The sequence below is a fragment of the Dactylosporangium sp. NPDC000555 genome (assembly GCF_040300025.1).
Classification (GTDB): domain Bacteria; phylum Actinomycetota; class Actinomycetes; order Mycobacteriales; family Micromonosporaceae; genus Dactylosporangium.
Genome location: NZ_JBEPDB010000040.1, coordinates 1 through 22,478 on the forward strand (window position 1 = coordinate 1; position 22,478 = coordinate 22,478).

At 71.9% G+C, this 22,478-nt stretch carries 19 protein-coding genes and 1 pseudogene; 5 read left to right on the forward strand and 15 right to left on the reverse strand.

What is annotated here, in order from left to right; genetic code table 11:
- Window positions 1-334: 334 nt before the first annotated feature.
- The 6 genes and pseudogenes from ABT297_RS23260 to ABT297_RS23285 all read right to left on the reverse strand — a co-directional run bounded on the left by ABT297_RS23260 (window position 335) and on the right by ABT297_RS23285 (window position 7,633).
- A complete protein-coding gene (locus tag ABT297_RS23260; protein ID WP_350553105.1) occupies window positions 335-979 on the reverse strand; it encodes a response regulator in 645 nt (214 codons plus the stop codon).
- Window positions 970-2,148: a sensor histidine kinase gene (locus ABT297_RS23265; RefSeq protein WP_350553107.1), complete on the reverse strand. Its 1,179-nt coding sequence runs from the start codon at window positions 2,146-2,148 to the stop codon at window positions 970-972. The genes ABT297_RS23260 and ABT297_RS23265 overlap by 10 nt, the downstream gene beginning before the upstream one ends.
- On the reverse strand, window positions 2,141-3,652 hold the full coding sequence (locus ABT297_RS23270; protein ID WP_350553109.1) for a serine hydrolase domain-containing protein: 1,512 nt from the start codon (window positions 3,650-3,652) through the stop codon (window positions 2,141-2,143). Before ABT297_RS23270 ends, ABT297_RS23265 begins: the two co-directional genes overlap by 8 nt.
- A gap of 898 nt (window positions 3,653-4,550) precedes the next feature.
- Window positions 4,551-4,751 carry a hypothetical protein gene (locus tag ABT297_RS23275; protein WP_350553111.1) on the reverse strand — a complete coding sequence of 67 codons (201 nt, stop codon included), beginning with the start codon at window positions 4,749-4,751 and terminating at the stop codon, window positions 4,551-4,553.
- A 119-nt stretch (window positions 4,752-4,870) separates the two neighbouring features.
- Window positions 4,871-5,353, reverse strand: a pseudogene (locus ABT297_RS23280) (transposase family protein); the annotation flags it as partial.
- Between the two features lie 234 nt (window positions 5,354-5,587).
- Window positions 5,588-7,633: a M4 family metallopeptidase gene (locus ABT297_RS23285; protein WP_350553113.1), complete on the reverse strand. Its 2,046-nt coding sequence runs from the start codon at window positions 7,631-7,633 to the stop codon at window positions 5,588-5,590.
- A gap of 335 nt (window positions 7,634-7,968) precedes the next feature.
- Between ABT297_RS23285 and ABT297_RS23290 the strand changes: the two genes are divergently transcribed.
- Window positions 7,969-9,435, forward strand: coding sequence for a bis-aminopropyl spermidine synthase family protein (locus ABT297_RS23290; RefSeq protein WP_350553115.1), 1,467 nt, complete (start codon window positions 7,969-7,971; stop codon window positions 9,433-9,435).
- 48 nt (window positions 9,436-9,483) lie between these two features.
- Complete coding sequence (locus tag ABT297_RS23295) at window positions 9,484-10,533, forward strand: MFS transporter (protein ID WP_350553218.1); 1,050 nt, start codon at window positions 9,484-9,486, stop codon at window positions 10,531-10,533.
- Between the two features lie 35 nt (window positions 10,534-10,568).
- On the opposite strand, the gene ABT297_RS23300 is transcribed toward ABT297_RS23295, so the two are convergent.
- The 9 genes from ABT297_RS23300 to ABT297_RS23340 all read right to left on the reverse strand — a co-directional run bounded on the left by ABT297_RS23300 (window position 10,569) and on the right by ABT297_RS23340 (window position 20,141).
- Window positions 10,569-10,994 (reverse strand): protein-tyrosine phosphatase family protein, encoded by a 426-nt coding sequence (locus ABT297_RS23300; RefSeq protein WP_350553117.1) that lies wholly within the window; start codon window positions 10,992-10,994, stop codon window positions 10,569-10,571.
- A 38-nt stretch (window positions 10,995-11,032) separates the two neighbouring features.
- On the reverse strand, window positions 11,033-13,831 hold the full coding sequence (locus ABT297_RS23305; protein WP_350553118.1) for a protein kinase domain-containing protein: 2,799 nt from the start codon (window positions 13,829-13,831) through the stop codon (window positions 11,033-11,035).
- A 103-nt stretch (window positions 13,832-13,934) separates the two neighbouring features.
- Window positions 13,935-14,912 carry an L-histidine N(alpha)-methyltransferase gene (egtD, locus tag ABT297_RS23310; protein WP_350553220.1) on the reverse strand — a complete coding sequence of 326 codons (978 nt, stop codon included), beginning with the start codon at window positions 14,910-14,912 and terminating at the stop codon, window positions 13,935-13,937.
- Between the two features lie 2 nt (window positions 14,913-14,914).
- Complete coding sequence (gene egtC / locus ABT297_RS23315) at window positions 14,915-15,688, reverse strand: ergothioneine biosynthesis protein EgtC (RefSeq protein WP_350553120.1); 774 nt, start codon at window positions 15,686-15,688, stop codon at window positions 14,915-14,917.
- On the reverse strand, window positions 15,688-16,932 hold the full coding sequence (gene egtB, locus ABT297_RS23320) for an ergothioneine biosynthesis protein EgtB (RefSeq protein WP_350553122.1): 1,245 nt from the start codon (window positions 16,930-16,932) through the stop codon (window positions 15,688-15,690). The genes egtC and egtB overlap by 1 nt, the downstream gene beginning before the upstream one ends.
- Window positions 16,925-18,127, reverse strand: coding sequence for an ergothioneine biosynthesis glutamate--cysteine ligase EgtA (gene egtA / locus ABT297_RS23325; RefSeq protein WP_350553124.1), 1,203 nt, complete (start codon window positions 18,125-18,127; stop codon window positions 16,925-16,927). Before egtA ends, egtB begins: the two co-directional genes overlap by 8 nt.
- Window positions 18,128-18,249: 122 nt before the next feature.
- Window positions 18,250-18,948 (reverse strand): TetR/AcrR family transcriptional regulator, encoded by a 699-nt coding sequence (locus ABT297_RS23330; RefSeq protein WP_350553126.1) that lies wholly within the window; start codon window positions 18,946-18,948, stop codon window positions 18,250-18,252.
- Window positions 18,926-19,378, reverse strand: coding sequence for a thiol-disulfide oxidoreductase DCC family protein (locus ABT297_RS23335; RefSeq protein WP_350553128.1), 453 nt, complete (start codon window positions 19,376-19,378; stop codon window positions 18,926-18,928). Before ABT297_RS23335 ends, ABT297_RS23330 begins: the two co-directional genes overlap by 23 nt.
- 325 nt (window positions 19,379-19,703) lie before the next feature.
- On the reverse strand, window positions 19,704-20,141 hold the full coding sequence (locus tag ABT297_RS23340) for a DUF3307 domain-containing protein (RefSeq protein WP_350553130.1): 438 nt from the start codon (window positions 20,139-20,141) through the stop codon (window positions 19,704-19,706).
- A gap of 185 nt (window positions 20,142-20,326) precedes the next feature.
- On the opposite strand from ABT297_RS23340, the gene ABT297_RS23345 reads away from it, so the two are divergent.
- From ABT297_RS23345 to ABT297_RS23355, 3 genes are all read left to right on the forward strand, one after another.
- Entirely contained in the window at window positions 20,327-21,442 is a 1,116-nt protein-coding gene (locus ABT297_RS23345; RefSeq protein ID WP_350553132.1) for an LCP family protein, read from the forward strand.
- A gap of 282 nt (window positions 21,443-21,724) precedes the next feature.
- Window positions 21,725-21,880, forward strand: coding sequence for a hypothetical protein (locus ABT297_RS23350; RefSeq protein WP_350553134.1), 156 nt, complete (start codon window positions 21,725-21,727; stop codon window positions 21,878-21,880).
- 7 nt (window positions 21,881-21,887) lie between these two features.
- A complete protein-coding gene (locus ABT297_RS23355) occupies window positions 21,888-22,442 on the forward strand; it encodes a TetR/AcrR family transcriptional regulator (RefSeq protein ID WP_350553136.1) in 555 nt (184 codons plus the stop codon).
- Window positions 22,443-22,478 lie beyond the last annotated feature (36 nt).

Sequence of the window (22,478 nt, forward strand, 5' to 3'; positions counted from 1 at the left end):
GCATCAGCGGGTGTGGTCCTTGCTCGGAGTCGTGTGGGCCTCAGCAACTCCATGATCATCGAGGCGACCACACCCGCCTCACACCACCCCGGACTACGTCACGCTCAGTACGTCCAACGCAAGGGGAATGCGGGATTGCCTACGGGGCGCGAGCCCTATGGCCACGGAGGGGTCGTAGTAGTCGTCGGAGTTGGACCGCCGGCGGGGTGTTCTTCTGTCCACTCATCCTCACCACGAATGACGGCTAAGTCCTCTTCGAAACGCCGGGCAACAGCGTATCTCGGCGTATGGAGGCGTGCGGGTGACCGGTCGTGAGGCGCAGGGCGGTCGATGCTCATGGTTGGAGGTAGCGCAGGATGGCCAGCACGCGGCGGCTGTAGCCGGCGGTTGTGGCCAGGTCGAGCTTGTCGAATATCATGTTTGCGTGTTTCTCGACGGCGCTCTGGGACACGCGTAGGCGCGCGGCGATGGCCGCGTTGGTGTAGCCCTGCGCCATGTGGGCGAGGACTTGGCGTTCGCGGTCGGTGAGCCGACCCAGCGGGTCGGTATGGACGGAGCGGGCCATGAGCTGCCGGACCACCTCCGGGTCGAGCGCGGTCTCGCCTGAACCGATACGGGTGAGCGCGTCGAGGAAGTCGTCGACCTGCGCGACGCGATCCTTGAGGAGGTAGCCGATCCCGTCGGCGCCGGCGGCGAGCAGTTCCGCTGCGCTGCGTCTTTCGACGTACTGGGACAGGACGAGAACGCCGATGTGCGGCCAGCGTCGGCGGATGTCCAGGGCGGCGCGTAGTCCCTCGTCGGTGTGGGTGGGCGGCATCCGCACGTCGACGACGACCGTGTCTGGAGGGCGCGCTTCTACGGCCCGCAGGAGCGCCGTGGCGTCACCGACGGCGGCGAGGACCTCGTGCCCCTCGTCGGCCAGCAATCGGACCAATCCTTCGCGTAGCAGGGTCGAGTCCTCGGCCAGGATCAGGCGCACGGCAACTCCGTGGTGATCGTGGTCGGTCCCCCGGGAGGGCTGTCCACCCGGAGGCTGCCATCCAGCGCGGCCACCCGGCGCGTCAGACCGGATAGTCCGCTGCCGTGGGGGTCGGCGCCGCCGATGCCGTTGTCGTGTATGCGCACCACGAGTCTTGGGCCTTCCCGGTTGACGCTGATCGTGACGTGATCGGCTCCGGAGTGCTTGGCCGCGTTGGTCACGGCCTCGGAGACGACGAAGTACGCCACCGCCGCTGTGGTCGGGTCGAGGTTATCCGGCACGCCGCCGAGCCGGACCGGCACACTGGACCGCTCGGCGACGGTTTCCAGCGCGGCGGCAAGTCCGCCCTGGTCCAGCGCGGTCGGGTAGATCCGCCACGCCACCTCGCGGAGTTCCGTCAGCGCCTGCTGGGACTGCTCGTGCGCCTGCCGCAGCAACGCCTCGGCCCGATCGGGGGCGTGGCTGCGCCTGGCCCGGCCGAGCAGCATTCCCAAGGCGACGAGCCGCTGTTGTACGCCGTCGTGCAGGTCACGCTCGATGCGGCGGCGTTCGTCGTTGACGGCCTCGACGACGTCGGCGCGGGTCGCGGTCAGCTCGGCGATGCGGCGTTGGAAGTGTTCCCGGTCAGTAGGTTCGGCCAGCCAGCGGGCGAGCCTCCGCTCCATCGCGGCCACGCCGGCGATTCCCTGGGCGATCAGGAACAGCGTCAGGACACCGCCGGCGAGGAGGGCCCCGACGGTCAGCAGCGAGGGCGTAAGCCCGTCGGTGGGTCGTCCGTTGAACCAGTCCCACAGCAACACCGCGCCGCTGACAACCACGTAGAGCAGGAGCATCAGCACCGCCGCGCCCAGCAGGCCGACCGGCCCCCGGATCGCCAGGTACACCAGCGCCCGATCGCCGCCCAGGCTCGCGGCGGCGCTCGGATCCCCGTGCAGCGCCGCTGCCCGCCGCTGGTCCACCGCGGCGAGCCGTCGGGCACAGGCGAGGACCCGCCAGCGGGTGCTGCGGCGTGCGGCCGGCCACGGCAGCACGAGCGCCAGCAGCAGACCCGATCCGACGAGGTAGGCCAGACCGACGACCGCGGTGACGGCGCCGAGGCATACCCCGGCCGTGAGCCGAACGGCCCGGCGCGCCACCGTCTCACCGGGCCGGAACCAACGCTCACGCATGTGCTTGAGGGTAGCTGGAAACAGCCGTTGACCAGACCGAGCTCCGACCGGCCCTGACCAGCCGCAGCAGCCGCACGATCGTGCCCGCAGCGGCCCCGGCGGCCAGCAGCGTAAGCCAGACCGCGAACGACGGTGCGATCACGTAAAGCTGATGCCAGTTGATGTCCCAGCCGATGCTCCTCATCAACGCGGGAAACGCCGCCGCGGCCCCGGCCACCACCATGTGAGGGAGTAGCCGCAGCGGCGCAGCCCACACCCGGCGGCGCAGCCGCCCATGCGCCCAGACGCGGGCGCGGACCACCACGACAACATAGATGGCGACCGTGACCAGGGTCAGGATCGTCACCATCGCCTCGGCGATGAGCCGGTACGCCAACGCATCGCGAGGCGTCTCGCCCCGGGTCATGGCGACGAGCCCGTCGACGAGGCCGAACGTGTCCTCGACATACGGGGGTCTGCTGTTGGACAGCACGACGATGCCGTACCCGCTGTCGGGCAGCAGCACCTGGTGGGATGTGAAGGTCCAGGCGGTGCCGCCGTGAGAGATCTTGCGGGCGCCGCTGGGCAACGTTTTGGTGAACCAGCCCAAACCGTACTCGCCACCCGGCGCGGACGGACGGTGCAGCTCAGCGACGCCGGCCGCGGACAGCACCCGCCCGCCGCCGGGCCCCTGGCCACCGTTGTTCTGGCTGATCAGCCACGCGGCCATGTCCTCGGCCGTGCTGACGATCCCGCCAGAACCGGCGTCGAACTCGGCGACCTCCGGACGGGAGACCGAGAACCCGTAGGCGACGTTGTGCCCATCGGCAAGGCCCGGCACCCGGTCACGGGTGGTGATCGTCGCGACCGTGTGGGACATCCCCAGCGGTCCAAAAATCCTTCCACGGAGGTACTCGGTGAATGGCACGCCGCTGACCACCTCCACCAACCGTGCGGCGATCCAGTAGTTGGCGTTGTGGTAGCTCCAAGCCGTCCCGGGATCGGCCCCAAGCCGCGCGGTGGCCAGCTGCGCGACCGCCTCCCGCAACGACGGCGCGACCCGCAGGTTCGCGGTCGGAAACGCATTTTGAGTAATCCCGGAGGCATGGCCGAGGATCTGCCGGACGGTGATGCCGGTGGCCCGCCGGTCGGCCATTCGAAACTCTGGTAGATAGTCCCGCACCGGCCGATCCAACGCCACCCGGCCGGCCTCCACCTGCTGCATTACGGCCAACGCCGTGAACGACTTGCTTACCGAGGCCAGGCGCATCGGTGTACGTGCGTTCAACCGGGCGCCGGTCGAATCAACCCCGTAACCCGCAACGTGCACCACCGTCGCGTCATGAGTGATCGCCACCACCACCCCTGGCATACCCGCCGCCGACCGGTAGCCCTCCACAAACCGATCCACCGCGGCGGGATCCAACCGAACCCCTGGCGCCGCCGCGGCGGGCGCCGCAACCACCAACGGCAGGCCGGCCATCATCACCGCGGCGGCCGCGGTCGCGAACCTCAAACGAAGCATGATCCGAACGCTAAGCAGACCGCGCCTCGATGACCATGAAGATCACCGCCGGGTTTCGCGCCGTACACCCCACCGGCCACTTACGGAGAACCACACCCGCCAAACCAGGGGCGAACGACAACGTGCGCCCTCGTCCGACCTCATCGGCTACTCCGGTCGTTTCTGACGATCTTCACTTTCTCCCAGCAGCGGTACGGCCTGGGGAGGCACCCCGTCGCCGAAGCCGAGCCGGTCGCGGGCCTGTTCGTCCAGATCGTGCAGCCAGTCGGTGATCGCAGCAAACGACGACGCGCCCCCAGGACCGCGCGCACCGCGACGGCCAGCAGACCGGACAACGGGTATCGCACACCACGCGGGTCGCGGGGATCCGGGGCTGCGGACAACGCGTGGTGTGCGATACCCGTTGTCTCACCCTCCGTGACCGTGGAAGGTGGCGTGCCAGGGGTGCCGACGACTGCGGACAGTGCCGGATCGGGCATGATGACATCGGCGGGTGAGATTCCTCGGGCGTCGTGAAGCGTAGAGAACTCCATGATCACGGACGTGATCTCACCCGTAGACTCCCAGCTCAGGGCACCCGTTAACCGACTACGCAATCGCCCTGGGCCCGGTCCCGTCCCGAAGCGTCGTCGCGCATCCACGCCGCAGCCGCGCCGGCCCGCCGGTCCGGCAACGCATCGAACGGCTGGCAGGAATATACGACTGACGATGTGCCGCGGCCATCTTTCGACAATGCCGCGCACGGCGGGAACAAGCAACCGCTGTCCCCATGGACCGCCGGTGCAGATTGAGCCGTTTCATCGTGATGAGGCATCGGCGGTGTGGCCGGTGGTGGTTCCTCCTGCAGCGGATGTCATGCCTGAACGTGGCGTTGGGCTCAGTCAGCTGGCCTCGGGTGTTAGGCGCCGTCGACCAGCGCCGTGTCGTCCGTGCGAGTGCGCGGGAAGCTGTCGTTGTCGGCGTCAGGGCGCTCGATGCCGGCGGTGAGCGCGCCGTCATCGACCCTGAACCGGACAAGATCAGCAATCGTCTCGACGGACGGCAGCAGATTCGCGCGCCAGGTCCAGCCGTGCATCGTGCCGCGTGGCTTGGCCTGCATCCTGCCGGCTAGGTTCCGGCCCGGTGCGGCGCAAGGAAAACGCGGTGCGGCGCAAGGAAAACGCGGTGCGGCGCAAGGAAAACGCGGTGCGGCGCAAGGAAAACGCGGTGCGGGCATACTCAAGCTGTGTCGTGGCGGGTCTCGATGTGGTGCAGCACGGTGATGGCTTGCACCAGGGCGGTGGCGCGGCGAGGGCGGCACGTAGCTTGGTCAGGACCTTCCAGCTTTTGAGCGTCGCCACGGCGCGCTCGACGATGCCCCGCGTGCGGGCGTGTGAGCGGTTGATGCTGCGCCGCCGGCGGGAGAGCCGGGGCCGGTGCCGGTGGCGTTTGAACGGGGTGCGGATCGTACGGCCTGCGCCCTGGTAGCCGGTCCTGACGCCGCTGGTTGTGCGGGCGACGGTCAGGTCGTGGACCGCGCCAGGCGGCGCTGGTGAGGCCCAGACGAGGCGGCCGGCACGACCGGCGGTGGCAATGACGTTGTCGGTCGAAGCGGCGAGCAGGTCAATCGCCTCTCGGGCGTAGCGACACGCGGTGCTGGTGCCGATGGCGAAGCCGGGCGTAGGTGTCGCCGTGGCGCAGGTGGGCCAGGACCAGCAGCGCTGGATGGGACAGCAACGAGGCTCCCGGTTTGGGCATCGGGTCCTGGTCGACAGCTCCTTACCAGGAGCCTCGCACTACGTCGATCCCGGCCAGCCGTACCGTCGACGACCAGGGGCGTCACGATGAACATGGCTCAATGTCCCGACAACGGCGATGGCTCGCGCAACGCGGGACCCCGCGCACGCGGAGGGGCCCGGGCGACGCGCGGCCCGGGCCCCCGACGTGCGCTGCCGGTTAGCTCAGCGTGACGGCCGTGTCGTCGATGACGAACGATGTCTGCAGCGAGGAGTCCTCGGTGCCGCTGAACTTGATGTTCACCGTCTGGCCCGCGAAGGCGTTGAGGCTGAAGGTCTTGAACTGGTAGCCCGACGCCTTGTCGAGGTTGGACAGGGTGCCCAGGGTGGTCGTGCCGGCCGAGATGGTCAGTTTGTCGTACTGCGTCGTCGTGGTTGTCTCGGCCGAGTCGATGTGCACGTAGAACGTGAGTGTCGCCGCGCACCCGGCCGGGATTGTCACCGATTGGTTGATCTGCTCGGTGTGGGTCGAGCCGTAGCCGTCCAGCCAGGAGCTGTACGTGCCGCCGTGCGCGGCCTGGCCGGAGGCGGCCCACTGGCCGATGGTGCCGGTGGTGCCGGCCCACGACGCCGTGCCGGACTCGAAGCCGGGGTTCAGCAGCTTCTGGCCCGAGCAGCCGGTGGGCGACGACGGCGGGTTGGAGGAGGGCGGTGTGGTGCCGCACGTCGGGTCGCCCGACTGTGCCGGCACGGACACCGCGTCCCACGCGGCCTTGACCGTGTTGAACTCGTTGCAGCCGCCCGGGAACAGGTTCTTGGCCGCGGTCAGCGTCCAGGTCCGGTACTTCAGGTACGACGACGACGTGGTCTTCATCAGCATCGCGTTGTACATGATCTTGATCGCGTTCTGGATGCCGAGCGGGTTGCCCACCGTCGAGCCGTTGCACGTGGGGCTGGCCGGCTGACCGTTGCCGGCCGAGCCCTGCGCCACCAGGTAGAACCAGTGGTTGCCGGGGCCGGCGGCCGCGTGGACCTCCTGCGTGGGCGTTTTGCTGGAGTAGCAGTTGTCGTCACCGGCGAGCGACGGGTTGTACATGTAACGGATCGGGCCGCTGCCGACCAGGTTGATCTCCTCGCCGACCTGGTAGTCCGGCGGGTCGTTCGGGTTGTTGGCGAACCACTCGGTGGCCGCGCCGAACGTGTCCGCGACGAACTCCTGGGTGTTGCCCCTGGAGATGCCGCCCGGCGTGGTGTCGTCGACGCCGTGGCCGATCTCGTGTCCGACGACGTCGGCGGAGCTGATCCACTGGCCGGCCGTGTTCTTGCCGATCTGGACCTGCGTGCCGTCGTAGTAGGCATTCTGGTCGTTGAGGCCGACGCGGATCGGCCAGGCGCCGCCGCTGCCGTTCATACCGTTGCGGCCGAGCCACGACGACAGCATCGCGGCTTCCTTCTGCGCCACGTACAGCGCGTCGACGCAGCCGGTCTCCCGGTTCGTGCCGACCCCGTTGCCCCACACGTCGGTCGACTTCGTGAACGTGGTGTTGTTCGCGGCGTCCTGGCAGGACAGGTTCGTGATCGACGGGTCCTTCAGGCTGTACGTGCTGCCCGAGAGGGTGGTGTTGATCGTCACCGAGCCGTTGATCCAGCCCGTGCCGGTGCCCCGCACGACATGTTCGGTCGTGTTGAGCAGGGCGCCGCTGGTGGCGTCGACGTCGACGGTGAGCCGGCTGACGCCCTCGGCGCCGGTGCCGGACAGCGTGGTCTCGTACGCGAGCCTCGCCGCACCGTCGAGCGCGTACACGATGAGCCGTGTGCCCTCGACGTTGTCGACCGTCGTCAGCTGCTTGCGGGCGACGGCCTCGGCGTCGGCGGAGCCGATCTTCGCAGCGGTCGAGAGGCTGCCGATCGCCTTGGTCTGCGACACCGACGTGTACTTCGTCGCGCCGGACTTGTCGGTGACGACGACGAAGTCACCGCCGACGACGGGCAGGCCCTTGTAGGTGCGCTCGTACGCGATGTACTTGGCGTGGCCCGAGGCCGTGACCGACTTCTGCACGTAGGCGTCGTCGGTGCTGGGCTGGATCACGCTCGGCTTGTTCTTGACGAACGAGTCGACCGACAGGGCGGCGGCGGCGTTGGACACCTCGACGCCTTCGGAGGACGGCGATGGGGGTGAGGCTTGCACGGCCGCGGCGGTGCCGGCTGTGACCAGCCCGACCGCGAACACTCCGGCCGCTGTGGCGAACCGTGGTGAGAGCTTCAAGGGTTGCCTTCTTTCAGCAACGACCCACCCCACCGGGGAATGTTGACGGGGTGCGCCGGAATCGATGGAGACACGCGCACGTCGAAGCGTCTGGATGGCCGGCGTGCGCGCCGTAGACCGGCCTGCCGTCCACATCGACTTGCGGCGATGCCAGGACCATCACATACCCATCGATGTCTCGACAATAGTCGATGCCTTGAGCGCCACCCTCGCCACCACCCTGTACTTCAAGGGGTGAAACATGCCGGAAATCTCGCGCTCCGTAGATCGAAGGCCCTGTCCGTCATTACTCCTCGTCAACCGTCGACTGCGCGACATGATGTTAAAGTTCGCGGGTGGAAGCCGAGCCGATCGATCTGGTCGCCGCCGCCGTCTCGGAATCCGGGATCGCCGGTCGCCGGCTTCGCGAGATCATCGCCCGGCTCACAGAGGACCCGCCGACGACCCTCGACGATCTCGTCCGCGATTTCGCGGTCCCGCGGCGCACGGTCGAGGCGCTCCTGCGGGCAGCCGGGCCCCACGTGCGCTCCAGCGGCGGGCGAGTGTCCCTCCTGCCATCGATCCGGCCGGAGTACCGCGAACGCTTCGCCGCCGACGCGCTGCACCGCACCCCGGAGGTGTCCGGGATGGCGGAGCTCATCGCCGCCGCCCCCGCCGCCGACCAGGCGCTCGACCACGTCTCGGCGACCGCGGAGACCGCACGGCGCCGGGCACGCTGGCTGGCGGAGACCTACGACCTGGCCGGCGCCCGGATCGTGTGCATCGGCGACCACGACCTGACCTCGCTCGCCGTGCGCAAGGCATGCCCCGAAGCCGAGATCACCGTCGTCGACGTCGACGAGCGGCTGCTGGCCTACATCGACGGCCAGGGCGCCGGCATCGCCTGCTACCACGCCGACCTGCGCTTCGGCCTGCCCCCGGTGGTCGCCGGCAGCGCGGACGTGATCTTCACCGACCCGCCGTACACCCCGGAGGGCGTGCAGCTGTTCCTCGGCCGGGGCGCGCAGGCGCTGCGCGACCGGGTCAACGGCCGGCTGGTCATGGCGTACGGCTTCAGCCCGCTGACCCCGGCGCTCGGGCTGAAGGTACAGCGCGCCGTGCTCGATCTCGACCTGGTCATCGAGGCGATGCTGCCGGCCTTCAACCGCTACCACGGCGCCCAGGCCGTCGGCAGCGCCAGCGACCTGTACGTGTGCCGCCCCACCGCGCACACCTGGCGCGTCCTGGACCGCCGCCTCGACCGGCTGACGGGCTCCGGCAGCTCGGCCAACATCTACACGCACGGCGGGCAGTCCCTGGAGGGCGTCGCGGCGCGCGGCCCGGCCCGCATCCTCGGCGGCGGCCCGCTCGGCGCCGAGGAGGTCACCGTCGACCTCTCGGCCGACCCCGGGCCGTGGCTGGCCCGCGTCCTGCTCGCGCTCAACGCCAGGTCGGTGACGCTGCTGGTGCCCAACAACCACCCCGACCTGCGCGACGAGGCCGCCCAGGTGGCCCTGCGCGAGCTCGTCGGCGCGAAGTACGACCTGCGCCTGCGCCGCAGCACCCCGGGGCCGCGGCAGGCGACGGTCGAGGCGACCCTGCGCCCGCCGGGATCGCCGCCGAGCGTCGCCGGGTGGCTGCTTACGCACGCCCACGGCAAGGCCGGCAACGTGCTGCGCGAGGCGCTGCTGCGCGCCGACCCGGCGCTGGGCCGGGCCGAGGCGCAGGCCCGCGCGGCGGCGGCGATCGGCCGCCCGGACCACCTCGACGCACGCCTGCTCGACCTGCCCCGGCACACGATCGTCCGCCTGCTCAAAGCGTGACCGGTCCGGAGCGGAGCGAGGAGGGCGCGTGACTTCGCCGCTGTCCCGCTGCTCATGCGTACCGGCGTGGTGTCGATCACCAGGATCGGCTGGACCCGCGCGCTGAAGGCCGTCGCGACCCTGCTTACCGGCGTCGTCGCGGGCGTGATCGCGGACCGGTTCGTACTGCTCGGCGCGATCCCGGTGGCCTGGCTGGCCGGGCCGCAGCCGTGGCTGCTCTTCGTGGTGCTGCCGGCGGCCGGCGTGTTCGCCATGGTGTTCCAGGTGACCTACGTGACCGTGGTGCCGGCCCTGGTACCGCCGGACCGCATCAACGAGGCCAACGCGCAGCTGTACGGGGCGTACTCGGTCGCGTACCTGGCCGGCCCGGCCGTGGCCGGGTTCATCTCGCAGGCCGCCGGCCCGGCCGTCGCGCTCGGCGTCGACGCGCTGTCGTTCGCCGCGTCCGCGCTGGGCCTCTATCTGGTGCGGCTGCGCAACCCGCCGGGCGGGGCCGAACGCGGGCTCGGCGCGGGCGTGCGGTTCATCCGCCGGAATCCGGTGCTGCTGCCGCTGACCGTCCTGCTCGCCGTGCTGATCTTCTTCACGTCGAGCCTCAACGACGTCATCGTGTACCACCTCATGACCGGCCTCGGCCAGCCGGACTCGATGATCGGCCTGGTGCTCACCGCCGGGGTGCTCGGCGCCACCGCCGCCTCCGCCGCGGTCGCGCCGCTGCGCCGGCGGGCCGGGTTCGGCGCGACGTGGATCGGCGCCTACACGCTGTGCGGCGCCGTCGTCGCCGGCATCGGCCTGGCCACGCGCGTCCCGGCGGTCGCCGTGCTCGCCGCCGGGGTGACGCTGTGCACGGGCGTCGCGGGCATCGCCTCGATGTCGCTGCGCCAGGAGGTGACCCCGGCGCACCTGCTCGGCCGGGTCACCGCCGCCTTCTGGACGCTGCAGCTGGTGCTCGCCCCGGCCGGCGACGCGGCGCTGACCTTCGCGGCCAAGCACGCGGGCGTGCCGGTGACGCTGTCTGTGGCCGGCGCGGCGATCGCCCTCACGGCGCTGGCGGCGCTGTTCACCCCGCTACGGCGGCCGTCGCCTCCGCCCGCATAGCGACCCGGTCGGCGTCCCAGCGCCGGACGCGCCGCTCAAGACCGCGAACCGAACCGTTCCACGTAGCGCTTCTGCCACGGTGTCTCGACGGCGTGCGGGTGGTAGTGGCGGCGGACGTAGGCGACCGCCTCGGCAGCCGGCACGCCGTCGAGGACCGCGATGCAGGCCAGGGCCGTTCCGGTGCGGCCCCGGCCGCCGTTGCAGGCGACCTCCACCCGCTCGTCCCCGGCCCGCCGCAGGGCCTCCGCGAACGCTACCGCGGCCGCGGCCGGGTCCGCGGGCAGGCGGAAGTCGGGCCAGCGCAACCACGCGTGCGACCATCCAGGGTCGGGCAGCGGCTTACCGAGCAGATACAGACCGTACTGCGGATCCACCGCAGCCGGCGGCCGGCGCAGCCCACGACCGCGGACCAGTCGGCCGGAGGGCAGCCGGAGCACGCCCGGCTCGTCGGGTTGCCACATCCGGCCACCATACTGCGGCGGCCGCCGGCCCGCGCTGACTACCCGGCCGGGCGGAAGCTGTCGAAGACGAGTTGCAGGTCCGGCTGGGCGGCGGCCCAGTCCGATTCCGCGGTCTGCCACCAGAAGCCGTACGCCTTGTTCTGGGTGGCGACCACGCCGCGGTTGTTGACGTGTTGTCTCGTCGAGTTGCCGTCGAAGGTGAACTCCCAGTCGGCGGCCTTCATGAAGTAGTCGACCTGCTCGATGCGGACCTGCGTGTAGTTGCGGAAGTGGCCTTTGCTCACGCGACTCTGCTCCTGCGCGCGCCAGTCGGCGACCGGGTCGGGATTGGGTGTGTCGGACTGGTCGATGCCCAGCGTGCGGCCGCTGGTGCGGAAGTACACTATGCGGCCCTCCTTCGACTGCCGCCAGCCCTCCGGCACGTACACCGAGAAGCCGCTCGGGTCGTGGTAGTCGATCCATCCCGGCGGCAGCGGAGGCAGGTTGCGCTGCGTCGTGCTGGGAGCCGGGGGCGCCGACGACGGCTGCGTGTCGACGGGGGCGGCCGTGCTCGGGGAGGCGCTCCGGGTCGAGCTCTGGATCGCGCTGGGGCTGGTCGGGGCGGGGACCTCGGCGGCCGCGGTCGTCTGCGCCGCGTCGGTGCCCTTCGACCGCGGGTCGTCGTCGCCGTCGGTGAGCACCACGAGCCAGACGAGCAGCGCCACGACGAGCACGGCGCCCACGCCGCCGAGGACGAGCCGGCGCCGGCGCTGTTCAGGGGTGGTAATGCCCGGCGCCGCCGTCTTGAGCGCGGTCCCGGCCTCGGGCTCGCGCGAAGGCGCCGCTGGTGGGACGACCGTGCCCCGCTCGGCGCCGACCGCGCCCACCGGCTCGGGCTCAGGCTCGGGCTCAGGCGGTGCCGGCATCGAGGCCGCCTCCCGCACGACCGGCTCGGCGTCCGCGATCGGTTCGGCTTCGACCGGCTCGGCCTCTGTGGTCGGTGCGGCGTATGCGACCGGCTCGGCTGCGACCGGTCGAGCGTCCGCGACTGGTTCGGCTTCGACCGGTTCGGCCTCTGTGGTCGGTGCGGCGATTTCGACCGGTTCGGCTGCGACTGGTCGAGCGTCCGTGGCCGGTTCGGCTGCGACGGGTTCGGCCTCTGTGGTCGGTGCGGCGATTTCGACCGGTTTGGCTGCGACTGGTCGAGCGTCCGTGGTCGGTTCGGCTGCGATCGGTTCGGCCTGCGCGATCGGCGCGGCGTCTGTGACCAGTTCGGCTGCGACGGGTTCGGCCTCTGTGAGCGGTGCGGCTGCGACTGGTCGAGCGTCCGCGATCGGTGCGGCTCCGACCGGTTCGGCGTCCGTGAGCGGTTCGGCGTCCGTGGTCGGTGCGGCTGCGACCGGTTCGGCCTCTGTGAGCGGTTCGGCGTTCTCGACCAGATCGGCCGTGACTGGTTGAGCGTCCGCGATCGGTGCGGCTGCGACCGGCTCGGCCTCTGCGGTCGGTTCGGCGTCCGTGGTCGGTGCGGCTGCGACCGGTTCGGCCTCTGCGGTCGGTTCGGCGTCCGTGGTCGGTGCGGCTGCGACCGGTTCGGCCTCTGTGAGCGGTTCGGCGTTCTCGACCAGATCGGCCGTGACTGGTTGAGCGTCCGCGATCGGTGCGGCTCCGACCGGTTCGGCGTCCGTGAGCGGTTCGGCGTCCGTGGTCGGTGCGGCTGCGACCGGCTCGGCCTCTGCGGTCGGTTCGGCTGCGACCAGTTCGGCTGCGGCCGGATCGACGGCTGCGACCGGTTCAGCGTCCGTGAGCGGTTCGGCGTATGCGGCCGGCTCGGCTGCGGCCGGCTCGGCCTCTGCGGTCGGTGCGGCGTTCGCGACCGGCCCGGCGACGGGTTCGGCGTGCGCGGGTGGTCGTTTGAGCGGCGGTGTGGCCGGCTCCGGCTGCGTCAGCGGCGCTCGCTGGGCCGGCAGGACCGGGGTGATCGGCTCCGCGTCGCCGCGGCCCCAGCCGCCCAGCCACGATCGCCGGCGCTTCGGGGTCTCGCCGCGGACCAGCGCCCGGCGCAGCAGCTCCTCGGTCTGCGTGAAGTCGGCCCGCGTCTTCGGATCCTTGCGCAGCAGGGCCCGCAGCGCCGGGGCGAGCGCGCCCGCGCGCTGTGGCGGGTCCGCCTCCTCCGAGGCGAGCGCGGTCAGCGTCTCCATCGCCGAGCCGCGGCCGAACGGTGAGCGGCCCTCGACCGCGGTGTACAGCGTGGCACCGAGCGACCACAGATCGCTCGCCGGGCCGGCGATCCCCTCCCGCGCCCGCTCCGGGGCGATGAACTCCGGCGAGCCGAGCACCAGCCCGGTGCGCGTGACGTGGCCCTCGCCCTCGACCCGGGCGATGCCGAAGTCCGTCAGCACGACCCGCCCGTCGTCGGCGAGCAGCACGTTGCCCGGCTTGATGTCGCGGTGGTCGACGCCCGCCCGGTGCGCGGCCCGCAGCGCGTCGAGGACGGCGAGCCCGATCTCGGCGACTCGGCGCGGCTCCAGCGGGCCGTCGTTGCGGAACACCTGGTCCAGGGAGCGTGACCGGACGTACTCCATGACCAGCCACGGCTGCCCCTCGGCCGCCAGCACGTCGTACACGCGCACCACGTTCGGGTGGTTCAGCCGCGCCGCCGCCCGCGCCTCACGCAGCGTGCGCTCCATGGCTACGTCCCGCGCGCTGTCGTACAGCTCGGGCGGCAGGACGATCTGCTTGACGGCGACGTCACGGTGGAGGACCTCGTCGCGGGCGCGCCACACCCGCCCCATCCCGCCGGCGCCAAGTGGTTCGAGCAGACGGTAACGGTCGGCGACGACGGAGGGCGCGGCGGGCATGCATCATTGTGTACCCGACGGATCCCCCGACCACGTGTAGCCCTCGCCGAGGTGAGTCGCGTGACAGATTTCCGATGCGTCCAACCCGGGCGGCCCGGTCGATTCACACGGCCACGGCCACAGCCAGGGTGAGGGCGAATCGGCCGGCGCGGTCCGTCCACCAGTCGCGCACCGCGAAGCCGGCCGTCGCGAGCTCGGCGGTCAGGCCGTCGCGGCGGAACTTGGCCGACACCTCGGTGCGCAGTTCCTCGCCGCCGGCGAAGGTCACGTCGAGGTCCAGGTCCGCCACGCGCACCGTCATCGGCCGCGTCGCCCGCAGGCGCATCTCGATCCACTCCTCGGCCTCGTCCCAGAGGGCCACGTGGGCGAAGGAGCCGGGGTCGAAGTCCGCGCTCAGCTCGCGGTTGAGCACGTGCAGCACGTTGCGGTTGAACTGCGCCGTCACGCCCGCCGCGTCATCGTACGCCGGCACCAGCACCGCCGGGTCCTTCACCAGGTCGGCGCCCAGCAGCAGCCACTCGCCCGGGGAGAGCCGGGCGCGCAGCGCGGCGAGGAACGGGGCCCGCTCCGCCGGCGTGAAGTTGCCGATCGTGCCGCCCAGGAACGCCACCAGGCGGGTGCCGGAGTCCGGCAGGACCTCCAGGTGGTTGACGAAGTCGGCGACGATGCCGTGCAGGTGCAGGTCCGGGTACTCCGCGTGCAGCTGGCCGAGCGCGTCGCGCAGCGCCGCGCCCGAGACGTCCAGCGGGACGAACGAGCCGAGCGTGCCGTGCTCGCGCAGCGCGTCGAGCAGCAGGCGGGTCTTCTCCGACGAGCCGGAGCCGAGCTCCACCAGGACCTTGGCGCCGGTGATGCGGGCGATGGCGCCGGCCCGGTCGGCGAGGATCTCGCGCTCCGCGCGGGTCGGATAGTACTCCGGCAGCCGCGTGATCTCCTCGAACAGCGCGCTGCCGCGGGCGTCGTAGAAGTACTTCGGTGGCAGCCGCTTCGGCGTCGCGGTGAGTCCGGACCGGGCGTCCTCGCGCAGGGCCGCGGCGAGGTCCTCCTCGGTCAGGTGGACGTCGAGATCGAGCTCCGGCACAGTCACGGTGCAGCACCTTCCAACGCTGTGATGGTCGCGGACTCCGGGTTCGCGACGAGCAGGGCATGGTCGGGGACGGGGATCCAGCCGGGGTGGGGGAAGAGCGGCTCGGAGGCGACGAGCACGCTCGCGTCCGCGGTCGACGTATCGCGGGCGAGATAGGACAGCGAGTGGCCGCACGCGGTCGCCGCGATGGTCTCGCCGTCGGTGAGCAGCAGGTTGAGTCGCGAGCCGGGTGCCGCGGCGCGCACCTGCGCCACGACCGCGGACAGCGCCGTCGCCGGCGGGTCACCGGCCCGCAGGCGGTCGCGCACGAGCGTCCACAGCAGCGCGCTGTCGGTCGGCGCCTCCAGCGTCAGCAGGTCGCGCACCGGCAGCCCGCCGGCGACGCCGGCCACGCTGTCCGGCCAGCCCGCGATCGTCCCGTTGTGGCTGAACAGCCAGCGGCCCTCGGCGAACGGGGCGACCGCCGACTCGGTGACGGGCATGCCGACGGTCGCCGAGCGCACCGCGGCCAGGATCGCGCCGGAGCGGGCCGCCGCCGCCAGCGCGGGCAGCCCGGCGTCGCTCCACAGTGGACTTTCCCGGCGGTACCGAACCGGCTCCTCGCTCTTGGGGTCCTCGAACCACCCGATGCCGAAGCCGTCGGCGTTGATGGTGCCGCCGCCGCGCATGTCCAGGGGCGCCCAGGACTGCCGGGACAGCGAGTGTGGCGGCGTGAACAGCAGGTCGGCCAGGGGGATCGGGGGCCCCAGATACGCCACGTGGCGGCACACTAGGTGAGCTCCTCGGGGCGCGCGTCGCGCGCGGTCCGGAAGCCGCTGAAGATCTGCCGGCGGATCGGGTAGTCCCAGTTGCGGAACGTGCCCCGGCACGCGGCCGCGTCGGTGCCGAACGAGCCGCCGCGCAGCATCTTGTAGTCGGGGCCGAAGAACACCTCCGAGTACTCGCGATACGGGAACGCGTTGAACCCCGGGTAGCCGGCGAAGTCGCTGTCGACCCACTCCCACACGTCGCCGATGAGCTGGTGCACGCCCAGCGGCGAGGCGCCGGCCGGGTAGGCGCCGACGGGGGCGGGGGACAGGTGCCGCTGGCCGAGGTTCGCGTGCTCGGGGCCGGGGTCGGCGTCGCCCCACGGATACCGGCGCGAGCGGCCGCTCGCCGGGTCCCACCGCGCCGCCTTCTCCCACTCCGCCTCGGTCGGCAGCCGGCGGCCGGCCCACGCCGCGTAGGCGCTCGCCTCGTGGAACGACACGTGCACCACCGGCGCGTCGGGCACGATGGGCGCGGTGCGGCCGAACTCGGTGGCGAGCCAGCCGCCGGGGTCGCGCACCCAGTGCAGCGGCGGGGTGCCGCCGGCGTCGACGAACTCGGCATACTGGGCATTGGTGACCGGTGCCGCGTCGATGAAGTACGCCGGCACGTCGACCACGTGCGCCGGCCGCTCGTTGTCCAGCGCCCACGGCTCGGTCGACGTGCCCATCGTGAACGGCCCGCCCGGCACCAGCACCTCGCCGCGGACATCCACTGTGGATGGTGGCGGCGGGGGTGCGGACAGCACCGGGGTGCCGGCCCGCAGCTGGTGCGTGGCCAGCATGGTCTCGTCGTGCTGTTGCTCGTGCTGGACGATCATGCCGAAGGCGAAGCCGTCCTCAATGAGCCTGCTGCCTTCCAGGTGTACCCGCTCCAGCACGTCGAGCGCCTTGTCGCGCACGGTCGCCACGTAGGCCCGCGCCTCCTTCGGCCCGAGCAGCGGCAGCGCCGGCCGGTCCTTGCGCGCGTGCTTGAAGGCGTCGTAGAGGTGGTCGATGTCCGCGCGGACCGCGTCGCGGCCGCCGACGTCGCGCACCAGCCACAGCTCCTCCTGGTTGCCGATGTGCGCCAGGTCCCAGACCAGCGGCGACATCAGCGGCGAGTGCTGCTTGACCAGGTCGTCGTCGTCCACGGCCTCGGTCAGCACGGCGGATCTGCGGCGGGACCGCTCCAGCTCCCGCGCGACGCGTTCCCTCAGGTCAGCCATTGCGTGTACTCCCTTCGATGACGTCGTCGAGCAGGGGCGGCGGCAGTTCGAGCCGCTCCAGGGCGAGCTCGCGAACGGCCTTGGCCGCGCCGGCCAGGATCGGGTCGGCCATGCCGTCGCGGGCCGCCTCCACCCAGCGCCCGGTGGCCGCCGCGCACAGCTCGAGGACCCGCGTGACGGTGGCCAGGTCGGCGAGCAGGGCGTGCAGCAGCGCCGCGGGCGCGAACCAGCCGCGCCCGGGCTGGGTGTCGAGGTAGCGGATCTCCAGGTACCCGCGCGGGCGGACCGGCGGGAAGAGGGTGCTGAGGTGGTAGTCGAGGTCGGCGTACGTCGGTCTCGGGCCCAGTGCGCCACGGATCCAGTCCGCGAACGTCACCCCCACGGGGGTGTCCCAGGCGCCGTCGGGGCGGCGCACGCACAGCAGCGCCGCGTCGAGCGCGTATTGGGCCCAGTCGGCGGCGGGTTCCGCACCGATGCGGATCTGCTGGGTGCGGGACGGGTCGATGCCGCCCCAGGTCTGCTGCCGGGCGGAGGCCCAGCCGGTGTCGCGCCCGGCGAAGCGCCCCGAGTTGGCGAACAGCGCCAGTAGCGGGGGGCCGAGCGCGTGTACGGCGGCCCAGCGAACGGCCAGTTCCGGCGCCGGCCCGGGGTCGAGGCAGACCTGCAGGCCCGCCGTCGAGCACATCATGATCTTTCCGGACATGCCCCGGCGGTCGAACGCGGCCTCCATCGCGTCATACCGGGGGGTGGAGAGCAGCCGTCGCGGCGCGCGGTGCGGGTCTACGCCGGTCTCGCCGAGGATGAGCCCGGCCTCCGCGAACATCGCGGTGAGCTGGTCGATCTCGGCACCGACGGCCGCGTGGAGGTCGGCCAGTGAGGCGTGCGGCCGGCTGGAGATCTCCACCTGGCCGCCTGGTTCGAGGGTGACGCTGCTGCCGTGTCGCAGCGGGAGCGCCGGGCTGTCGGCCCGCAGGGTCGTCGGTGCGTGGTCACCGAGGGCCTGACAGAGTCGGTCACGATCCAGCAGAGCGGAGGGATCGTCGTGTTGGTGGACGGTGAACTCGAGTTCGACACCGACCGCCGCGGGTGGACCGGTCTTGAAGCAGATCGATGCGATGTAGCCCTCGGCCTGCTCGATCTCGGTGATGACCCCGTCGTGGTCGGCGGCCGTGCGGATGCCCTGCAAGGTCGCCATGCGAGCCGACGTTACCCCAGGATCCGTCGATCGGCGAACGCTGACACTGAACAAATGGTGACCGCCCGAGTACGAAATGCGATCTCCAGCTTGGCGTTCGCTTCGCGGGCACCGCAAGGTGTTCAGCGCAACATGCGGTACAACTTCAGGGCCTCGCGGTTGAGCGAGCGCAGCCCGGGCATCCTGGCCAGCGAGACCAGCCGGTCGATGAGCGGCACCGCGCGGTCGACCAGCAGAGCCGTCTTCTCCTGGCCGGGGGAGGTGTCGTGCACCCAGTAGAGGGTGATGCCCATCTGGCACAGCCACAGCAGCTCGGGCAGGTCGGCGCGCAGCTCGGGGTCGATCTTCGTGGTGGAGCCCTCGACCACGTCGCGCAGGATGCCGATCGAGCGCTCGCGGGCCGGGGCCGACTCGGTGCTGAACGGACTGAGCGGCGATCCCGGCTCCACGGCGGTCTTGATGAACTTGCCGGCGAAGGCGTGGTACGGCGCCGTGGTCTCGACCATCGCGCCGAACGCCACCCGCAGCCGCTCGTCGAACGGCCCGGGCCGGGCGAGCCGAGCGGCGCAGGCGGCGGCGGCGTCCACCTGCACGGTGGCGTAGAACTCCTGGACCAGGTGGTCCTTGGACGGGAAGTAGTAGTAGGCGTTGCCCACCGACAGCCCCGCCGCCTGGGCGATCCCGCGCATCGTGGTCTTGTCGTAGCCCTGGTCGCGGAACAACCGGACCGCCGTGTCGACGATCAGCCGCTTGGTCTGCTCGCCGCGCTCGGAGGCCCGGTCCGGCCCGGTGCTCATGTCAGGTGTCGCAGGTTCCGCCACAGTCCCGACGATATCTGCCGCCTGTCTTGCGGCCCGCCGCCCAGCCGTCGTCCCAGCCCGAGTCCCAGCCCCGCGCGAAGTTCTTGTCGCGAAGCGCCTGGCGCAGCGAGCCGGCCGAGGCGGCCACGTGCCGGGCGAGCGGCCGCAGGTGCGGCTGGGCGAGGCGCGCCGCCAGCCCCCGATATCCGTCCAGCGCCCACAGGCACATCAGCCAGGCCGCATCGCCGGTGTAGACGCCGCCGTCGTCGACCACCGTGATGTCGGCGAGGGTCTCGGCCGGGTCGAGCGCCGGATACCGGCGGCGCGCCTCCTCGCAGCCCGCCGCGACGAACTCCAGCGGGACGATCTGCGACCGCGCCGTGAGCCAGGTCCGCGCCGTGCGGCACAGTCCGCAGCCCGCGTCGTACAGCACGGTCAGCCGGGTGATCATCGAGGTGGTTCGAGGCCGTCGAGCGGGGGACCGGCCGGCCGACCCGGAGGCCGGGGCCTGGGACCGGCATCGGCCCTGGCATCGGCCCCAGCAACCGGGTCGGCGCGACGGGTGGGGCGGCCTGCTCGAGCATCCGGCGGCGGCGGAACCGGCTCAGGACGAACAGGTTGAAGAAGTGCATGCCGCCGAGCACGAGCAGCACCAGCCCGAGCTTCATCGCGAGGGCCTCCATCGCCCCGCTGCCGTCCAGGATCGCCCCGCTGATCTTCAGCGCGACCGCGACGTAGCCGAGGTTGAGCAGGTAGAACCCGACGACGAGGACTTGCTACAGGGCGGCGATGAGCAGGGCGGTGCCCAGCAGGGCGAGGTGGTGCAGGGACTGGTCGGCGACGTACATCCCGGAGATCGGAGAGGTCGTCTCGGCGAACTCCGGCGAGCGGGTCGCCCGGAGTAACGCCCGCACCGGCCAGCGGCGGTCCAGCAGGCCGTGCGTCGCCGCGGAGAACGCCAGGCCCGCGCACACGCCCAGCGGCGAGAGCGGCAGGCGCAGCGCCGCGGCGGTGAGCAGCAGCACGGCGGTCACGGTGAGGTGGTACCCGAGCAGGTGCCCGGCGAGGGCCCGCCAGGCGGCGGCGCCCGTGCCGGACTTGCGTGCGGCCTGGTGGTCGGTCTGCGCGATGTGGTCGCCGAGGGAGTGGCCGACGAAGAGCGCCACGAGGGTCACGGCGAAGACGACGGACCTGGTGAGCGTGTCATGCGACATGACGGACTGGCTCCTCACTGAGCGCTTGCGCGGGGAGGGGTGCGGCGGAGCACCGATCATCCGCCCGCCGGCTGCCCACTTCTATGTCGAATACGGCAGAACACATGTGTCCTGGATCGCGGTCAGCGTCCGCACCGTACGCGGCGACGGCTAAACCCGGCCGCGCGAGCGCCGATCGGACGCTTGTGAAGGCTTGGCTCGTCGCGGCCGCCGTCGTGCTGTCCGTCTCGCTCGGCGGCACCCTGACCTGGCAGCACTACATCGGCACGGTGGATCAGGCGGAGCTGCTCGGCGACACCGGCCGGGACCGCGCCGGCCCGCCCCGGCGGATCACCATCGAGTCCGCGCCGCGCCCGTCCGTCGTGCCGGGTGCGCCCGACGCCGGCCACGCCGCCGAGCTGGACGCCCAACCCGGCCGCAACCTCCTGCTCGCCGGCCTCGACGCCCGCCCGGGGGAGGACCGGGCGACCGCGCGCGCCGACACGGTCATCGTGGTGCACGTGACGGAGTCGGGCGACCGGGCGTACCTCATCTCGCTGCCCCGCGACACCCGCGTGGCGATACCCGGGCACGGCACCGACAAGCTCAACGCCGCCTTCTCGCTGGGCGGGTTCGAGCTGCTCGCGCGCACCGTCCAGCGGATCACCGGGCTGGTCTTCGACGCCGGGGCGATCATCGACTTCGCCGGCCTGCGCAAGGTCGTGGACGCCGTCGGCGGGGTGGAGCTGTGCGTGGACGAGGAGACCACCTCCGTGCACGTCGGGTGGGACGCGCAGGGGCGGCAGACCCCGCCGTACCGGCTGATCCCGCCCTCGTTCCGGGCGGAGCGGATCCCCGGGGTGCGGGCCCAGGTGTACCACGTCGGCTGCCGGCACTTCGCCGGCTGGGAGGCCCTGGACTACGTGCGCCAGCGGGAGCTCATCCCCGATGGCGACTACGGCCGGCAGCGCCACCAGCAGCAGCTCCTGCGCGCGCTCGCGGAGAAGATCACCTCCGCCGGGGTGATCGCCAACCCGATCGCGCTCGACCGCGTGCTGACCGCCGTCGGGGGCTCGCTCACCTTCGACGGCAACGGGGCCTCGGTCACCGACTGGATCGTCCGGCTGCGCGCGATCGGCCCGGACGACCTCACGCTGCTGCGCACCAACGGCGGGCGGTTCCGCACCGAGCGGCGCGACGGGCGCGACTACGAGAACCTCGACGCCACCACCGCGGAGCTGTTCGCCGCCGCCCGGGACGACCGGCTGGCGGAGTTCGCCGCGCGGTACCCGGCCTGGGTCATCGCCCCGGGCGCCAACTGAGCCGGCGCCGGAAGGCGTCACGCGCGGCCTACCCGGGCGCGCCGAGGCGGGTCGGCCGGTCACCTTCGCGGGCGAGTTCTACCGGGTGGCGGCCTCCTCCCGGCCCCACCGATCTGGACCGGCGCGGGCGGCCCGCGATCCCTGGCGGCCACCGGGCGGCGCGCCGACGGCTGGATCCCCGGGCGGGCCGCGGACTGGCGCAGCGCGCGGCACACCGAATCGCGTCCGCCGCGGACCCGCGACGCGGAGGGGCGCTGGATCGGTGGCTCCGCCGCGCAGTGGGTGGACGAGCTGACCGCGGCGGTCCTGGAGCACAGCGCGGTCGGGTTCGTGCTGTTCCCGCGGGACGACGCGACGATCGACCGGTGGGCGCGGGAGGTCGCGCGGGCCGTCCGTGAGGCGGTGATAAAGTGGAGGAGTACCTCCGATATAAGGTGACGGTGTCATGCAGACGCAGGCGGGTCCGCGGCGGCCGCAGCGGGCGGACGCGCGGCGTAACTTCGACGCGCTGATCGCGGCCGCGTGCGAGGCCTTCGCCGAGCACGGCACCGGGACGTCGCTGGAGGAGATCGCGCGCCGGGCCGGGGTCGGCATCGGCACGCTGTATCGCAACTTCCCCACCCGGCGGGACCTGTTCGACGCCGTCTACATGGACGAGATCAGGGCGCTGTGCCGCGCCGCCGACGACGTCGCTGGGCTGCCGCCGTGGGACGCGCTCACCGCATGGCTGAGGCGGTTCGTCGGCTATGTCGCGACGAAGCGCGCCATCTGCGAGGAGATCAACCGCGACTCCGAGATGATCCGCGGCGCCCGCGGCGTCATTTACGAGGCGGCCGACCGGCTGCTCACCCGGGCACAGGAGGCCGGCGTCGCCCGGCGGGACGTGAGCTCCGACGACCTGCTGCGCCTCGTCTCCGGGCTCACCGCCGGGGGATACGTCGACGACGCCCAGCGCGATCGGGTGCTCGCCGTGGCCATGGACGGCGTGCGAGCCCGCTGAGGCGGGCCGTCCTGATGTCTGGAACCGGCCACCTGC

Excerpts from the sequence above, each read along its gene's own strand:
- ABT297_RS23300 (WP_350553117.1), bottom strand. The coding sequence starts at position 10,994 with ATGTGGCAACCCGACGAGCCGGGCGTGCTCCGGCTGCCCTCCGGCCGA.
- ABT297_RS23265 (WP_350553107.1), bottom strand. The coding sequence starts at position 2,148 with ATGCGTGAGCGTTGGTTCCGGCCCGGTGAGACGGTGGCGCGCCGGGCC.
- ABT297_RS23335 (WP_350553128.1), bottom strand. The coding sequence starts at position 19,378 with ATGATCACCCGGCTGACCGTGCTGTACGACGCGGGCTGCGGACTGTGC.
- ABT297_RS23275 (WP_350553111.1), bottom strand. The coding sequence starts at position 4,751 with ATGCAGGCCAAGCCACGCGGCACGATGCACGGCTGGACCTGGCGCGCG.
- ABT297_RS23270 (WP_350553109.1), bottom strand. The coding sequence starts at position 3,652 with ATGCTTCGTTTGAGGTTCGCGACCGCGGCCGCCGCGGTGATGATGGCC.
- ABT297_RS23305 (WP_350553118.1), bottom strand. The coding sequence starts at position 13,831 with ATGCCCGCCGCGCCCTCCGTCGTCGCCGACCGTTACCGTCTGCTCGAA.
- ABT297_RS23340 (WP_350553130.1), bottom strand. The coding sequence starts at position 20,141 with ATGTCGCATGACACGCTCACCAGGTCCGTCGTCTTCGCCGTGACCCTC.
- egtA (WP_350553124.1), bottom strand. The coding sequence starts at position 18,127 with ATGGCGACCTTGCAGGGCATCCGCACGGCCGCCGACCACGACGGGGTC.
- egtB (WP_350553122.1), bottom strand. The coding sequence starts at position 16,932 with ATGGCTGACCTGAGGGAACGCGTCGCGCGGGAGCTGGAGCGGTCCCGC.
- ABT297_RS23355 (WP_350553136.1), top strand. The coding sequence starts at position 21,888 with ATGCAGACGCAGGCGGGTCCGCGGCGGCCGCAGCGGGCGGACGCGCGG.